General features: G+C 48.1%; 13 protein-coding genes. 12 read left to right on the top strand and 1 reads right to left on the bottom strand.

Going from position 1 to position 17369, the window contains the following annotated elements:
- The first annotated feature begins 25 nt into the window (after positions 1-25).
- From infB to GEV47_RS18275, 12 genes are all read left to right on the top strand, one after another.
- The gene (gene infB / locus GEV47_RS18330; protein ID WP_153236253.1) at positions 26-2956 is read left to right on the top strand and encodes a translation initiation factor IF-2; all 2931 of its coding nucleotides are present in this window, start codon (positions 26-28) and stop codon (positions 2954-2956) included.
- 184 nt (positions 2957-3140) lie between these two features.
- Positions 3141-3530 carry a 30S ribosome-binding factor RbfA gene (rbfA, locus tag GEV47_RS18325; RefSeq protein ID WP_153236252.1) on the top strand — a complete coding sequence of 130 codons (390 nt, stop codon included), beginning with the start codon at positions 3141-3143 and terminating at the stop codon, positions 3528-3530.
- Positions 3531-3586: 56 nt separating this feature from the next.
- Positions 3587-4546, top strand: a complete 960-nt coding sequence (gene truB, locus GEV47_RS18320) for a tRNA pseudouridine(55) synthase TruB (protein WP_153236251.1) — start codon at positions 3587-3589, stop codon at positions 4544-4546.
- A 436-nt stretch (positions 4547-4982) separates the two neighbouring features.
- Positions 4983-6821, top strand: coding sequence for a translational GTPase TypA (gene typA, locus GEV47_RS18315; protein ID WP_153236250.1), 1839 nt, complete (start codon positions 4983-4985; stop codon positions 6819-6821).
- Positions 6822-7033: 212 nt separating this feature from the next.
- On the top strand, positions 7034-8035 hold the full coding sequence (dusA, locus tag GEV47_RS18310) for a tRNA dihydrouridine(20/20a) synthase DusA (protein WP_153236249.1): 1002 nt from the start codon (positions 7034-7036) through the stop codon (positions 8033-8035).
- 98 nt (positions 8036-8133) lie between these two features.
- Complete coding sequence (gene ribBA, locus GEV47_RS18305) at positions 8134-9246, top strand: bifunctional 3,4-dihydroxy-2-butanone-4-phosphate synthase/GTP cyclohydrolase II (protein ID WP_153236248.1); 1113 nt, start codon at positions 8134-8136, stop codon at positions 9244-9246.
- Between the two features lie 176 nt (positions 9247-9422).
- Positions 9423-9914 (top strand): 6,7-dimethyl-8-ribityllumazine synthase, encoded by a 492-nt coding sequence (ribH, locus tag GEV47_RS18300; protein WP_153236247.1) that lies wholly within the window; start codon positions 9423-9425, stop codon positions 9912-9914.
- Positions 9915-9928: 14 nt separating this feature from the next.
- Positions 9929-10405, top strand: a complete 477-nt coding sequence (nusB, locus tag GEV47_RS18295) for a transcription antitermination factor NusB (RefSeq protein WP_153236278.1) — start codon at positions 9929-9931, stop codon at positions 10403-10405.
- A gap of 175 nt (positions 10406-10580) precedes the next feature.
- Positions 10581-11756: a pyridoxal phosphate-dependent aminotransferase gene (locus tag GEV47_RS18290; protein WP_153236246.1), complete on the top strand. Its 1176-nt coding sequence runs from the start codon at positions 10581-10583 to the stop codon at positions 11754-11756.
- Positions 11757-11892: 136 nt separating this feature from the next.
- Complete coding sequence (locus GEV47_RS18285) at positions 11893-12579, top strand: fumarylacetoacetate hydrolase family protein (RefSeq protein ID WP_153236245.1); 687 nt, start codon at positions 11893-11895, stop codon at positions 12577-12579.
- Between the two features lie 98 nt (positions 12580-12677).
- Positions 12678-13349: a maleylacetoacetate isomerase gene (gene maiA, locus GEV47_RS18280; RefSeq protein WP_153236244.1), complete on the top strand. Its 672-nt coding sequence runs from the start codon at positions 12678-12680 to the stop codon at positions 13347-13349.
- A 305-nt stretch (positions 13350-13654) separates the two neighbouring features.
- Complete coding sequence (locus tag GEV47_RS18275; RefSeq protein WP_153236243.1) at positions 13655-15574, top strand: ABC transporter ATP-binding protein; 1920 nt, start codon at positions 13655-13657, stop codon at positions 15572-15574.
- Positions 15575-15581: 7 nt separating this feature from the next.
- Here GEV47_RS18275 and GEV47_RS18270 read toward each other — a convergent pair whose 3' ends face one another.
- Entirely contained in the window at positions 15582-17177 is a 1596-nt protein-coding gene (locus tag GEV47_RS18270) for an FMN-binding glutamate synthase family protein (RefSeq protein WP_153236242.1), read from the bottom strand.
- Between the last annotated feature and the right edge of the window lie 192 nt (positions 17178-17369).

Raw genomic sequence — 17369 nt, 5'->3', positions numbered from 1 at the left:
GCGCCACATAGAAAAAGAGGACTGAATGGCGAGTAACAATGTAGCCCAATTTGCCACCGAGCTGAAGATGCCAGCGGATTTGCTATTAACGCAATTGCGCTCAGCAGGTGTCACTAAAGAATCAACTGAAGATACTTTATCGAAAGAAGATAAGGATCGTCTGCTGGAGCATCTGCGTCGTTCACACGGCGCTAGCGCCGATAGTGAAAAAAAGAAAATCACTTTGACGCGTAAAGAAACCACTGAAATCAAGCAGGCTGATGCTACTGGAAAGTCACGCACTATCCAGGTTGAAGTGCGTAAAAAGCGCACTTTTGTTCAGCGTGATGAACCAGCGGTAGCAAGCCCAGCAGCAGTCGCTTCCGACACAACTGAATCTGCAGCACCGGTGGTTGACGAGGCAGAAGTTGCTCGTCGGGCTGAAGATGCTCGCCGTCAAGCTGAGTTAATCGCTCAGCAAGAAGCTGACTTGCGCGAAAAGCAAGAGCATTTGGCCAAACTTGAAGCTGAAAAAATAGCGCAAATTAAAGCTGCGCAAAAAGCTGAGATCGAAGCCAAAAAAGCCGAAGCTGAAGCGAAAAAAGCGGCTGAAGCAGCCGCCGTAGTTGCGGCAGCAGCACCAGTTGCACCGGCAGCCGAAAAAGCGGCGACGCCTGCGCCAACGCCAGCACAAGTGGCTGATGCAGCCAATGTGGCCGCGGCAGCAGCAGAGCAGGAAGAGAAAAAGCGCGTAGCGGCTGAAGAGGCGAAGCAAAAAATCGCCGATACAGCCAAAGAAGCTGCGGCAAAAACTGCCGCCAATGATCTGGCACGTAAAGCAGTGCAAGATGAAGTAGCGCAGATCAAAGCCATGATGAACGCGCCACGTCGCGTGATCAAGGCGCCAGAGCCTGTGGTTGCTGCTCCAGTGGCCGCTGCCAAAGCACCTGCTGGCACCTTACATAAACCAGCTGATAAAAAGCCGGGCGAGAAAAAAGACGAGAAAAAACCCGTGGTCGACAAAAAATCGATCAAATCGGCGAACGTTTCCTCGACTTGGTCTGACGATAGTAAAAAACGTGGTGCTGGCATCAAAACCCGTGGCGGCCCAGCGGCTGGTACTGGTCGTGACGGCTGGCGCAGTGGTGGTAAAGGCGGTCGTCGCGGTAATTCGCAAGCAGATGATCATGAAAGCAATTTCCAGGTGCCGACCGAAGCAGTGGTCAAGGACGTCTATGTTCCTGAAACCATTACTGTTGCAGAACTAGCGCACAAAATGTCGGTGAAGGCGTCAGAAGTCATCAAGCATTTGATGAAGCTGGGACAGATGGTCACCATCAATCAGGTACTGGATCAAGAAACATCAATGATTCTGGTCGAAGAAATGGGCCACACGGCACATGCAGCCAAGCTCGATGATCCAGAGGCTTTATTGGTCGATGGCGAAGAGCAGGAAGATGTTGAGCAATTTCCACGCGCACCAGTGGTTACCGTCATGGGTCACGTTGACCATGGTAAAACTTCATTGTTGGATTACATCCGTCGTTCTAAAGTGGCTTCTGGTGAAGCTGGTGGTATTACCCAGCACATCGGTGCATACCACGTTGAAACACCAGGCGGAATGATCACTTTCCTTGATACACCAGGTCATGAAGCCTTTACGGCGATGCGTGCACGTGGTGCTAAAGCGACAGATATCGTGATTCTGGTGGTGGCTGGTGATGATGGTGTGATGCCACAAACTAAAGAAGCGATTGCCCATGCAAAAGCTGCTGGCGTACCGCTGGTGGTTGCTGTCACTAAGATGGATAAACCTGGTGTTAACATGGATCGCGTCAAGCAGGAATTGATCGCTGAACAAGTTGTGCCAGAAGAATATGGTGGTGATGCTCCGTTCGTAGCAGTATCGGCCAAAACGGGTATGGGCGTTGATGCCTTGCTAGAGCAAGTACTGTTGCAAGCCGAAGTGCTGGAATTGAAAGCGCCGGTGGCTTCGTCAGCACGTGGTCTGGTAGTAGAAGCACGTCTTGATAAAGGTCGTGGTCCGGTTGCAACCATCTTGGTGCAATCAGGTACATTGAAGCGCGGTGATGTGGTCCTGGCTGGCTCTGCTTATGGTCGTGTTCGTGCCATGACAGATGAAAATGGTAAGGCGATCACCGAAGCTGGTCCGTCGATTCCAGTTGAAATTCAAGGCCTGACCGAAGTGCCGGTGGCTGGTGAAGAAGTGATGGTCATGGCCGATGAGCGCAAAGCGCGTGAAATCGGTTTGTTCCGTCAAGGTAAGTTCCGTGACGTGAAACTGGCTAAGCAACAAGCTGCCAAGCTGGAAAATATGTTCGAGAACATAGGCGAAGGCGAAGTCAAAAACCTGCCTATGATCATCAAGACCGATGTGCAAGGTTCACAAGAAGCGCTGGTTCAATCGTTGCAGAAATTGTCGACCGGCGAAGTACGAGTGCAAGTGGTTCACGCTGGCGTTGGTGGTATCAGCGAATCAGACGTCAATCTGGCAGTGGCAGCGAAAGCAGTCATCATCGGCTTTAACGTTCGTGGCGATGCGCAGGCACGCAAACTGGCAGAAGCCAATGGCGTTGATATCCGTTACTACAGCATTATTTACGATGCAGTAGACGAAATCAAAGCAGCGATGTCCGGCATGTTGGCACCAGAGAAGCGCGAGCAATCATTGGGCTTGGTCGAAATTCGTCAAGTACTGCTGGTCAGCAAGGTCGGCGCGATTGCAGGTTGCTATGTACTCGAAGGTTTGGTCAAGCGCGGTGCTTCGGTACGCTTGTTACGCAACAACGTGATTGTCTGGACAGGCGAATTGGATTCCTTGAAGCGCTTCAAAGACGACGTAAAAGAAGTTCGCGCTGGTTTCGAATGCGGTCTGACACTGAAGAACTTCAACGACATCAAAGAAGGCGATCAGCTTGAAGTGTTTGAAGTCGAAGAAATCGCTCGTACACTGTAATTGCGTGCAAGCTTAGTAAGGACACTTGGTACTAGCAATTCGGTACTAGCAATTTAGTGCAAGTAATGATCGGGCTTAATTGAATAATTAAGCCCGATTGTTTTTTGGTGTAACCTGTTCTAGCTATGTGATGGGTGAAGCATTGTGCTCACCGATTATGTAAAAAATACAACGAAATGAAATTATGGCTAAAAATAGCAAATCTATCCCGTCGCGCGGTCTGCGCGTAGCGGATCAAATCCAGCGTGATTTGTCTGTCATCATTGCTTCTGAACTAAAAGACCCGCGGGTTGGCATGGTAACGATCACAGAAGTGCAATTGACGCCGGATTATGCGCATGCCAAAGTGTTTTTCACTATGCTCAATGACGATCCTGCAGCGATTAAGAATACCTTGGATGCTTTGAGTAATTCAGCCGGTTTTTTGCGGAATCAACTCGGCCGCGTTTTGAGAATTCATACATTGCCGACATTGCATTTTCATCATGATAGCTCCACAGCGCGTGGTCAGGAAATGTCACGTCTGATTGACGAGGCTAATGCCACCCGCGCTAAGGACGACGATCAGGAATAAACCCCTGGGTTGCACGTTTCATTTCACATATCAACGTTCAAAAAGTCAGATAGTCTATGGCGTCAACTTCGCCCAAAAAAATTCGTATTCCTCTTAACGGTGTTTTATTGCTAGATAAACCAGTTGGTTTTTCTAGCAACGATGCCTTGATTAAAGCCAAGCGATTATTGAACGCGCCGAAGGCTGGCCACACCGGTACGCTTGATCCATTCGCTACCGGCGTATTGCCATTGTGTTTTGGTGAGGCCACCAAATTTTCCCAGGACTTATTAGAGTCCGATAAAACCTATGAGGCGGTGATCCATTTCGGCATTACCACGGCGACCGGGGATACTGAAGGTGAAGTCCTGACAACGAGCGAAGTCAATGTGACGCCCGAGCAGATAGCTGCCGTGTTGGCAAGATTTCGTGGCGATATCAAACAGATTCCACCGATGTATTCCGCACTTAAACGTGATGGCAAACCGCTGTACGAATATGCGCGCGCCGGCATTACGTTAGAACGCGAAGCACGCGACGTCACCATTCATATGCTGGAATTTTTAGACTATCAGGCACCATTTTTACGTGTGCGGGTAGCCTGCAGCAAAGGCACCTACATTCGGGTATTGGGTGAGGATATTGGCGCAGCCTTGGGTTGCGGTGCACACTTACAAGAGTTGCGACGTATCCAAGTCGGCCATTTAACGTTAGCTGGCTGCATTACGCTGGACACGTTATCAGATACACCGGAAGAAGAGCGACGGCAATTATTGGCGCCGGTAGATAGTCTTTTATCGTCGTTTCCAGAAATAGTCTTGTCAGACGGATTAGCGCAGCGGTTTTTGCAAGGTCAACGTCTGACATTGGAAAAAGAAGGCGTGAAGCTCCCTGAGTCAGCTGGGCGAGTGCGCGTTTATCGATTGTCGGAAATGGATGGCAACACGAATGTCGAACCAGTGCGACAATTGTTAGGAACGGCACAGCTACACGACTACGGTGTTTTAGCACCAGAGCGCTTGATCGCCACCGCATGATGGCGTAATAATGCAGGTATAGAAGCGCAGACTTCTGACATTTTTACAACAAACGGCAGTGCAAGTTATTGAAATTGCACGGCTTTTTAGATTCCGAAAATACGTTCTTGCACTGCGTCATGCTATAATGCGCGGCTTCCCGAATTCCGCTGTAAGTAAGCCCACATAGCTGTTTATACATTGTTGCCCCTCCTAGTCGTACAGGCGTACTGTCTGCGTCGGGGGCGCCTAATCAAAACAGCTATGCGGCCTTACTTATTTACCGGATTACCCGGGTTTTTTGAACAGCGGCAGGTTTGTTTGATTGTGACAACTTCGCGCAACACATCGTGTGACGATATTGTTGCGACTTATTTGTAACGTTATTTACACCGTCACTCGCCACATTCGTTGTTCCGTTGTTCATTACTGAATTCCTCAATCTTCCATATTTAATATGTCAAACTCAAAACGCGCTATCCGCAACATCGCCATTATTGCCCACGTTGACCATGGCAAAACCACGCTAGTTGACCAATTATTGCGTCAATCTGGTACTTTCCGCGACAACCAACAAGTCGATGCTCGCGTGATGGATTCGAACGATATCGAAAAAGAACGCGGTATCACGATTTTGTCGAAGAACTGCGCAGTCGAATACAAAGGCACGCACATCAACATCGTTGACACCCCGGGCCATGCTGACTTTGGCGGTGAAGTGGAACGTGTATTGTCGATGGTTGATAGTGTTCTATTGCTGGTTGATGCGCAAGAAGGCCCGATGCCACAAACGCGTTTCGTGACACGTAAAGCATTGGCGCTAGGCCTGAAACCTATCGTTGTCGTGAACAAGGTTGATCGTCCTAATGCACGTCCGGAATGGGCAGTGAACGCGACTTTTGAATTGTTCGACAAGCTCGGCGCAACTGATGAGCAATTGGATTTCCCAATCATTTACGCATCAGGTTTGAGCGGTTATGCAGGTTTGACTGAAGACGTTCGCTCAGGAAATATGGAGCCTTTGTTTGACGCTATTCTGGAACACGTTCCAGCACGTGAAGATGATCCTGATGCACCTTTGCAATTGCAAATCACTTCGTTGGAATACTCATCGTACGTCGGAAAAATTGGCGTTGGCCGTATTCTTGCTGGTCGCGTTAAAGCTTTGCAACAAGTGGTCTTCATGAATGGTCCTGAAGATACGCCGAAAAAAGCCAAGGTTAACCAAGTATTGACATTCCAGGGTCTGGATCGCGTTTTGGTTGACGAAGCGCAAGCTGGCGATATCGTGCTGATTAACGGTATCGAAGATTTGAGTATCGGTAGCACGATTTGCGCACCAGATGCACCAAATGGTTTGCCGATGTTGAAAATCGATGAGCCGACTTTGTCGATGAACTTTATGGTTAACAGTTCGCCGTTGGCAGGCCGCGAAGGTAAGTTTGTTACTACGCGTCAGATCAGAGATCGCCTGGAAAAAGAATTGCGGGCGAATATGGCATTGCGCGTTGAGCAAGATCCAGATAACGATTCAACATACAAAGTTTCAGGTCGTGGTGAGTTGCATCTGACAATTTTGATTGAAAACATGCGTCGTGAAGGCTTTGAATTGGCTGTGTCGCGCCCTCAGGTTGTATTCAAAGAAATCAATGGCGTACGTAATGAGCCATTTGAAATGCTGAGCGTTGACGTTGAAGAAGAAAATCAAGGCGGCGTGATGGAAGAGTTGGGCAAACGTCGCGGCGATTTGCAAAACATGGAATCGGATGGTAAAGGCCGTACACGTTTGGAATACCGTATTCCAGCACGTGGTCTGATCGGCTTCCAGGGCGAATTCATGACGTTAACCCGTGGTACAGGTTTGATGAGCCACGTGTTCGATGACTACGCACCAGTTGATAACAGCAAGAGCGGTGACTTGGGTGTGCGTCGCAATGGTGTTCTGATTTCCCAAGATGATGGCGCTGCTGTAGCTTATGCGATTTGGAAATTGCAAGATCGCGGTCGTATGTTTGTTAGCCATAACGATCCAGTGTATGAAGGCATGATCATCGGTATTCACTCACGTGACAACGATTTGGTTGTGAACCCGATTAAAGGTAAGCAATTGACTAACGTGCGTTCATCAGGTACTGACGAAGCGGTACGTTTGGTACCGCCAATCGAGATGTCATTGGAATACGCGGTAGAGTTTATTGCTGATGATGAATTGGTTGAAGTCACACCAAAAAGCATCCGTCTGCGTAAGCGTCACCTGAAAGAAAACGATCGTAAAAAAGCATCGCGCGACGCATAATTGTTGCTTGATGTTGTTGGCGTGCGAATGACTATCGCAGGTTAGACATATTCAGTAGTACCGACCCGTCAATCTTGTGAGGCCAATGTGCTTTGCAATATTGACGGGTTTTTTCATGGCATTTCAGTAAAGAATGAATGTGGAAAAACCCCATTTCATTTTGTTATAGCCAGCTTTGACTTTAGCTTCAACTTCAGTGTGAACTTCTGCAAATGACTTATCGCAAACGAACAATTAGCGTTGCCCCGATGATGGATTGGACAGATCGGCATTGCCGCATGTTCCACCGTCAAATCACGCGCCATACCTGGCTGTACACCGAGATGGTGACCACCGGTGCCTTGTTGCATGGTGATGTGCCGCGCCATCTGGATTTTAATGATGAAGAGCATCCCGTCGCATTACAACTCGGCGGCAGCGAACCTGCTGATCTGGCAAAAAGTGCAAAACTTGGCGAACAATGGGGCTACGACGAAATCAATTTGAATTGCGGTTGCCCATCTGAGCGCGTGCAAAAAGGTGCCTTCGGTGCTTGTCTGATGGCTGAAGCGAACCTTGTGGCTGACGGTGTCAAGGCGATGCGCGATGCGGTTGATATTGATGTCACCGTCAAACATCGCGTCGGCATTGATGAAATTGAGCATTACGACTTCGTCAGAGATTTTGTTGGAACGATAGCTGATGCTGGTTGCAAGACGTTTATTGTTCATGCGCGCAACGCGATTCTGAAGGGCCTTAGCCCGAAAGAAAATCGCGAAATACCGCCTTTGAAATACGATTTTGCCTATCAATTGAAACGTGATTTTCCTGCGCTGGAAATCATCATCAATGGGGCGATTAAAACTACTGCAGAAATCGACCTCCACTTGCAGCATGTCGATGGTGTCATGCTTGGTCGTGAGGCTTATCATAATCCGTATTTGATGGCCGATTTCGATGGGCGATATTACGATGATCATGAAATTACGCCGAAGTCGCGCGCAGAAATATTACAAGCGATGATGCCGTATATCCGTCAACAATTGGCCTTGCATGGCAATGATGGTAAAGGTCTGCGTTTAAACAGTATTACGCGCCATATGTTAGGTTTGATGGCGGGATTGCCGGGTGCCAGAAGTTACAGACAGGCTTTGTCTGATTCTAAAAAACTGGCTTTGGGTGATCCGGCATTATTGCTAGAGGCGATGGCAAGAATGCAACCATTGGCTGCGTAATCTGGTTTCTGACGGCATTTATCGAATAATGAAATCTATTAAAATGGCGAGATGGCTTTAACCCAAGCTTGATCGTTTTCTTATTTCAAGGCAAAAACATGTCAATTGCAACAACCGAAGAAATCATTGCTGAATTACGCGCCGGTCGTATGGTGATACTGGTCGATGAAGAAGATAGAGAAAATGAAGGCGATTTAGTCCTGGCCGCCGATTTCGTGACGCCGGAAGCAATCAACTTTATGGTGAAACATGCGCGTGGCCTGGTTTGTCTGACGCTGACTGAAGAGCGTTGTGACTTGCTGGATTTGAGCATGATGACCAGTCGTAATGGCACCGCTTATGGCACCAATTTCACGGTCTCGATTGAAGCCGCAGAAGGTGTTACAACCGGTATTTCAGCGGCAGACCGTGCCCGCACTATCCAGGTTGCGGTAGCAAAAAATGCTAAGCCGAGCGACATCGTTCAGCCCGGCCATATTTTCCCGCTCAAAGCCAAAAAGGGCGGCGTGTTGATGCGTGCTGGTCATACTGAGGCGGGCTGTGATTTAACTCACATGGCAGGTTTGACACCAGCGTCAGTGATTTGCGAAATCCTGAAGGAAGACGGCACTATGGCACGTTTGCCAGATTTGCTGGAATTTTCAAAAGAGCATAATTTAAAAGTCGGCACGATTGCCGATTTGATTCACTATCGAAGCCAGCATGAAAGCGTGATTGAGCGTTTGGCTGAACGCACCACCCAAACTGCACAAGGCAGTTTCAGAACCATTGCTTACCGCGATACGCCTAGCGGCAGTGCGCATTTGGCGCTGGTGCATGGCACACCAACTGCGGATGTAGAAACGCTGGTGCGTGTGCATCAACCAGTATCGGTTCTGGATTTGTTGGAAACTGAAGCGACTAATCACTCCTGGAATATGGCATCGGCTTTGCAGGCAATTGCGGCCTCGCCGTGTGGAGTTGTGGTGTTGCTCAATTGCGAGCAATCGGCAGAACAGATTTTCGATAAGTTTTCAGCACTCGATGCATGCGATAAAGGGATTAAAGCACCGGCTCCGCGGGTTGATTTACGCACTTACGGTATTGGTGCTCAAATTCTGAAAGATTTAGGCGTCGGCAAAATGAAGTTGCTGGCAAGTCCAAGAAAAATGCCTTCGATGGCGGGTTTTGAGTTAGAAGTAACTGGCTATCAAAATAAACCGAATAGTTAATGCACTGCTTTCGGAACCGATTGCGCGACACAATATTGTGCTGGTCGCTACGCTCCGAAAGAAGTCTAAATAAGGTAAGGGTGCGGCAAGCCGTGCCCGCAACGATTCATAATTTGTTGTAATTGTTTGTTGTAAAAAATGTTGTAACTAAGGCGCGCTGCGCAAAAAGGAAAGCCATGACAGTCGGAACTTATGAAACTAACCTCAACGGTGCAGGTTTGCGTATCGGTATTGTGCAAGCGCGTTTTAATGAAGATGTTTGCCACGGTTTATTGTCAGCTTGTTTAGGCGAATTACAACATCTGGGCGTAGACGATGCCGATATCTTGCATGTCACCGTTCCTGGCGCGTTGGAAATTCCGCTGGCATTGCAAAAATTGGCAGAAACCATGCAATTTGATGCGTTAGTGGCATTGGGCGCAGTGATTCGCGGAGAGACTTATCACTTTGAATTAGTCTCGAACGAATCAGGTCGCGGCATCAGTGAAGTCGGTTTGGAATTCGGTATTCCGATCGCCAATGCAGTCTTGACGACTGAGAATGATGAACAAGCAGAAGTACGCATGAAAGAAAAAGGCGTTGATGCCGCGCGTGTAGCAGTGGAAATGGCAAATTTGTCTATCGCACTGGAAGAATTGGCTGAGTCAACTGGTGACGAAGAAGAGTAAAAACGGAAAAAATGATGACTAACAAAACGCAATCTACCCATGCCAATCCAAGCAAGAACCGCACACCTCGTCACCGGTCGCGTGAGTTTGCGCTGCAAGGTTTATATCAATGGTTGCTGAGCAATGAAGATGTGCACGACATTCATGCCAACATCCGTGAAGCGCATGGCTTTGATAAAGCCGATGTGGAGCATTTCAATGCCTTGTTGTTTGGTGCGGTAAAAGATGCAACGTCGCTACGTGCGGAATTGGCACCGTTGATAGACCGCAAAATTACGGAACTATCGCCTATTGAGCATGCGGCGTTATTGATCGGTGCATTTGAGTTGCAGAACCATCTGGAAATTCCGTACAAAGTTGTGATCAATGAAGCCGTTGAATTGACTAAGTCATTTGGTGGAATTGATGGTCATAAATATGTTAACGGTGTGCTGGATAAATTTGCTGCGAAAGTGCGGCAGACAGAGATCAACGCAAAGCATCGCGTTTAAGCATCGTTTTATGCATAGCTAATTCAAAATAACCGATTTGAAAATTATCGCCGTCCCCGCGAACGCGGGGATCCAAGTTGCATAAGATGGATTTCCGCGTTCGCGGGAATGACGAGGTGATTTTTCAATCGGTTATTAGACATTATTTATTCAAAAATTATCACTACATTTCCCTATGAATTTAGCCAACCTCGCTTCTCGCCTCGACAATATTGCGCCGTTCCATGTCATGGAATTGGCAAAAATGGCTGCCGCTTTGGAGCAGCAAGGCCGGCATATTATTCATATGGGTATTGGCGAACCCGATTTTACTGCGCCGCCATTGGTCGTTGCCGCGGCGACGCAGGCTATGAATGACGGCAAAATGCAGTACACCTCTGCTACCGGTTTGCCCGCTTTGCGTGCTGCGATTTCCGATCACTACAGAAGTGTGTATGGATTGGAAATTACGCCGTCACGTATCGTGGTCACGGCTGGAGCATCGGCCGCATTGTTGTTGGCGTGTGCGGCGTTGGTGGAGAAGGGCGCAGAAGTGTTGATGCCGGATCCATCTTATCCTTGCAATCGACATTTCGTTGCGGCGTTTGATGGTGTGGCGCAGATGATTGCCAGCGGGCCTGAGCAACGTTTTCAATTATCCGACGAGGCGGTACGCTTACATTGGAGCGCCGCTACGCGTGGGGTTTTGTTGGCATCGCCGTCAAATCCAACTGGCACATCCATTCTGCCAGATGAGTTGGCAAAAATTCTTGCTACTGTGCGCGAGAAAAATGGTTTCGCCATTGTGGATGAGATCTATCAAGGATTGACTTACGATGCTCAACCGTTCTCGGCCTTGTCTCTCAGTGATGATGTGATCGTTATCAATAGCTTTTCCAAGTATTTCAATATGACAGGCTGGCGATTAGGCTGGTTAGTTTTGCCGGAAAAACTGGTGCCGCAGATCGAAAAATTGGCGCAAAACTTATTCATTTGCGCGTCATCTATCGCACAACATGCCGCGTTGGCTTGTTTTGAACCGGCATCGCTGGCTATTTATGAAGAGCGTAAGGCTGAATTTAAACGTCGTCGCGATTTTTTGGTCCCAGAGTTGATCGCACTTGGTTTTAAAGTGCCGGTAATTCCAGATGGTGCCTTTTATATTTATGCGGATTGCAGCGCATTGGCTGATGATGCTGATCATCTGGTCAAAGGGATCATGCAGGAAGTCGGCGTGAGTGTGGTTTCCGGATTGGATTTCGGCGCTTTTACCGCGCCTAACTACATTCGCCTGTCATACGCAACATCGATGGAAAATTTACAAGAAGCGGTGCGACGCTTAAGGAAATTTTTTGGCAAAGAGGATGTTTGATGCTTTGCCGCTGATAACCGGTTTTGTGCAAGTTTTATTAAGAAAAAATTAAAAAAATAACGTCATATTTCTGGTTACAGCAATTTCCCGCACTGATAACATAGTCGTCTCACTCAGTTTAATAACGGAGACTTTTATGCAATTCGCCTTTCCCCCACAGCAAGCAGTTGTCCCGATTGAAGGTAGTGAAGCACTTTTTCCGGTGCATCGCATTTACTGTGTAGGCCGTAATTACGCTGAACATGCGAAAGAAATGGGCCATAGCGAGCGTGAAGCGCCATTCTTTTTTATGAAGCCAGCCGATGCAGTTTTGCCAGTGGCAAGTGGTAGCGTCGGCGAAATGCCTTATCCATCGCGCACACAAGATTTGCATCATGAAATTGAATTGGTCGTTGCTCTGAAGAGCGGCGGCAAAAATATTTTGGCAGCAGACGCGGCAAAACATATTTTTGGTTACGCCGTTGGTCTCGACATGACCCGCCGTGATTTGCAGGGGGAGGCAAAAAAACAAGGCCGCCCTTGGTCTACCGGTAAAGGTTTTGATTACTCCGCACCGATCTCATCGATTCATCCTTCTTCAGATCTTAAAACCAGCGGTAGTATTCAACTTGCCGTGAACGGTCAGGCGCGACAACAAGGTGATATTGCCCAATTGATTTGGAGCATTGCAGAAACTATCGAGTATCTTTCTACCTACTTCGAATTACGTGCGGGCGATTTGATTTTTACCGGCACGCCAGCGGGTGTTGCTGCGGTGGTAAAAGGCGATGTGCTTGAGGGTAGTGTTGATGGTGTGAGTGGACTGAAGGTACGTCTGGTTTAGTCGCATTAGTAGTAGACTTTTCGGATCAGAAGGAAAACTAGTCAATTCAGTTGGATAGTCTACGCTGATGCAACTATACAAAAAATATAGGAGGAGATATGAAACTCTATAGCTACTTTCGTAGTTCTGCCGCCTATCGGGTGCGTATAGCGTTGAATCTGAAGGATTTGCCGTACGAAACCGTTCCAGTACATTTGTTAAAAAATGGCGGCGAACAGTTAAGCCCGGAATATCGTCAGCTCAATCCGAATGGTGTAGTGCCAACGTTGATCGACGATATGGCGGTTGGAAAAATGGCAAGTCATTCCACCTTGAATCAATCACTTGCCATTATCGAATATCTGGAAGAGATCTATCCACATGTTGCCTTGTTGCCGTCGGCACCGATAGATCGCGCTTTTGTACGGAATATTGCGTTGTCGATTGCTTGTGACATTCATCCTCTTAACAATTTACGCGTGCTACGTTATTTGGTACGCGAATTGAAGGTGGATGAGGAGGCCAAAAACAAATGGTATCGCCATTGGTGTGAAACAGGTTTGGCAGCATTGGAAGCGCAGTTGGCGGCTGACACTCGTGTCGGTAAATTTTGTTATGGTGACACACCGACCATGGCTGATTGTTGCTTAGTGCCGCAGTTATTTAATGCACAACGATTACAATGTGATTTGTCGGGAATGCCAACATTGATGCGTATTTATGCGCATTGTCTGCAACTTGATGCGTTTGTCAGAGCAGCACCGGAAAATCAGCCGGACGCCGAGGCATAAATAGCGCTTACACAAAACGTACCGGATACTGTCTTTTGTATCCGAACGATATAGCGCACACCCAGGGCTATGCCTTGGGTGATGTTGTTGGCGCTAATTAATTACTTCTTTCCTATGTTCCCTGCATGGGCACAAAATGCCTGGTCTAATTTGATGCCTGTTTTGCGGGAATCCAAATAAGCGTTCCCAAAACATCGTTTAGATGTTGTCGTATCTCCTAGTCGTACAGCCGTACTGTCTTTGTCGATACGCTTAATCTAAACAATGGTTTGGAAGCACTTAACTTTATTTTCTGGAGTAGGCATATGTTTGGATGGTTTGAAAAACTGCTGCATCCTTATCCAGATGCTGTATTGAAGACGCCACCACGCGGCTTCACTGCTTTTATCTGGGCTTGTACCAAAGGCCTGCGCCGCTACATTGTCGCCATGATTTTATTGACGGCGGTTATTGGCGTTTTTGAGGCAATGTTGTTCTCAATGATGGGGCGCATCGTTGATTGGCTAAGTAAGGTACAGCCATCGCTGCTATGGACGCAGGAACGTGGTGGATTATTGTTGTTGGCAGTGGTGTTATTGGCCAGCCCGATTGTGGTGGCTTTGCAGTCTATGTTTAAGCAGCAGGCGTTGGCAGGCAATTTCCCGATGTTATTACGCTGGAATTTTCATCGAATGATGCTGAGTCAAAGCATGGGCTTTTATCAGGATGAATTCGCTGGTCGAGTGGCAGCCAAAGTCATGCAAACGGCGCTGGCAGTACGCGATATCTGCATGATATTGGGTGATATTCTGGTATTCGTGTTGATTTACTTTGTGACGATGGTGACAGTAGTCGGCAGTTTTAGCTTTTGGATGTTGTTGCCATTTATGGGCTGGTTGGCGTTGTATGCCTTTGCATTGCGCTACTTTGTGCCACGTCTGAGCCGTGTCGCACAATCGCAAGCGGATGCGCGTTCGTTGATGACGGGCCGTATTACCGATGCGTACACGAATATCGCGACAGTGAAATTATTTTCACATGCGGGGCGTGAGGCATCTTATGCGAAAACAGCGATGGATGAATTTTTAGTCACAGTGAAGCGGCAAATGCGTCTGGTGAGTGGCTTTGAAATTACCAATCATATTCTCGGCATGCTATTAATTCTGAGTACAGCAGGCGTCGTTCTGTGGCTGTGGACACAAGGTCAGGTTGGTGTTGGTGCGGTCGCCGCAGCGACAGCGATGGCATTGCGCTTGAATGGTATTTCGCACTGGGTGATGTGGGAAATGGCATCATTGTTCGAGCAGGTCGGTACGGTACAGGATGGTATTAATACTTTATCGCGTCCTCATGCTGTGACAGATATAGCGGATGCCACTGCTTTGCATGTAAAACACGGCGAAGTGCGTTTTGATGATGTGAGTTTTGCCTATGGCGGACCACGTCCGGTGATCGAGCATTTGTCGCTGCATATACGACCTGGAGAAAAAATTGGTTTGGTTGGACGTTCCGGCTCTGGAAAATCCACTATCGTTAATTTGTTATTGCGCTTTTATGACGTTGAGAAGGGACGCATTTTGATTGATGGCGCCGATATTCATCGCGTCACACAAGATAGCTTGCGCGCACAAATCGGGATGGTGACGCAAGATACATCGTTATTGCATCGCTCAGTACGCGATAATATTTTGTATGGACGTCCCGATGCCAGCGATGCGGAAATGATTGCTGCCGCCAAGCGGGCCGAGGCGCATGATTTCATTTTGACATTGGAAGATGCAAAGGGCCGCAAAGGATATGACGCACATGTCGGCGAACGTGGTGTTAAGTTATCAGGTGGTCAGCGCCAGCGTATTGCAATTGCACGCGTGATGTTGAAAGATGCGCCGATTCTGTTGTTAGACGAAGCGACCAGCGCGTTGGACTCGGAAGTTGAGTCGGCCATTCAGGCAAGTTTGTATCGTTTGATGGAAGGCAAAACCGTGGTGGCGATTGCCCATCGTTTATCGACGATTGCTGCGATGGATAGATTGATCGTGTTGGACAAAGGTCGCATCGTTGAAGAAGGTGATCATCATAGTCTGTTGGCCAGCGGCGGTTTATACGCGCGTTTATGGGCGCATCAAAGTGGTGGATTTTTGGGTGCTGAAGATGATGATGCGGTTGATGCCAAAGATGGAAGCGGAGCGGTTATTGTGCGCCGCCCCGAAGATGCTGATTTGTTGGTTAATTTAAATCGGTTCTAACGTTACTTTATAAAGCCGGATGAAAACTATCCGCACGGGCGATCGGCCAGTACTTCTCGTACACCTGATAGCGATAATTGCCATTAAGCAGATCGCCCGGTTCCAGATATTTCAATAATTGCGACATCAATCGTACTTCATGATCAGAGATGCGTCGTACGATATGATGCGCGCGCAGTGCCGAAGTGTGCGGTAACCCTGCCGCCTGGACTAATTCCTGCAGCGCATGCAGAGTAGTTTGATGGAAGCGATAAACACGTTCGGCTTTGTCAGGAACTACTAATGCTTGCATTCGCCCCGGATCCTGAGTCGCGACGCCGGTTGGGCAGCGATCCGTATGGCAGCTTTGCGACTGAATGCAGCCTAAAGAAAACATAAAGCCGCGCGCTGAGTTACACCAGTCCGCACCAATCGCAATGGTACGGGCGACATCGAAAGCGGTAATGACTTTACCGCTGGCGCCGATCTTGATGCGATCACGTAGCCCCGCGCCAACTAGCGTGTTATGCACCATCAGCAAACCTTCTTGTAATGGCATGCCAACATGATCAACGAACTCCAAAGGTGCAGCACCAGTACCGCCTTCTGAGCCATCGACGATAATAAAGTCTGGCAGAATATTCGTTTCCAGCATCGCCTTAACTATGCCAAAAAATTCCCATGGGTGACCTACGCACAACTTAAAACCAACGGGCTTGTCACCGGATAATGTGCGTAGTTTTTGGATGAATTCGAGTAGCCCTATCGGCGTCTTAAATGAAGAGTGCGTCGCAGGAGAAACGCAATCGACCCCCATAGGCACGCCGCGTGTGGCAGAGATTTCCGGCGTGATTTTGGCGGCTGGCAGTATACCGCCGTGACCTGGCTTCGCACCTTGAGACAGTTTTACTGTAATCAGTTTGACTTGCGGTGACTTGGCTTGTTCGGCAAATTTATCTTGATTGAAAGTACCGTCTTCATTACGACATCCAAAATAACCCGAAGCGACTTGCCAGTTGAGATCGCCGCCAAATTCGCGGTGGTGTGGAGAAATGGAGCCCTCCCCGGTATCGTGCAAGAAGCCGCCTTTTTGCGCTCCTTTATTAAGTGCGCGTATGGCGTTGGCCGATAGTGCGCCGAAGCTCATAGCCGAGACGTTGAAAACCGATATCGCATAGGGCTGGGCGCGCTCAGCACCAACTGTGACGCGGAAATCGTGATTGGCGAGAACTGTTGGCGCTAAAGAATGCCCCACCCACTCGTAACCAGTTTGTTTTACGTTGAGTTCGGTGCCAAATGGCCGACTATCGACATCGCCTTTCGCACGTTGATAAACGAGGCTACGTTCTTTACGTGTAAACGGAGCGCCATCATTATCGCCCTCAAAAAAGTACTGACGTATTTCCGGCCGAATCATTTCAAATAAAAAACGGAAGTGCCCCATCAGAGGGTAATTGCGCAAGATGGCGTGATTCTTCTGACGTATATCTAAGATGCCACGTAGAGTAAGTAATGCTGGTATTAACGACCACCACCAACTGATCTTTCCTGTGACCGCCAGTGCGGCTAGTAAAAGGCTTAGTAGAGCGATACTGAAGAACACTGTATAGCGGCTGGTAAACATAATCGCTTTCTCTTAGATAGACAGGTATGCCATCCTGATGTTGTGAATTTCAATGACAATTTTTCTAAGACTATAGGCTAATAAAATAAAATTGAAAATATTTCAAAAATTGCTTGCGGTGTTGAAGGTGGGTTGCTATAGTTCGGCCTCTGCAAAAAACGACGCGAAGTAAGCTGCGAAGTGAAGGTAGAA

It is taken from the genome of Glaciimonas soli (assembly GCF_009497155.1).
Lineage (GTDB): Bacteria > Pseudomonadota > Gammaproteobacteria > Burkholderiales > Burkholderiaceae_D > Glaciimonas > Glaciimonas soli.
This window is presented reverse-complemented; position numbering and strand designations above follow the sequence as displayed.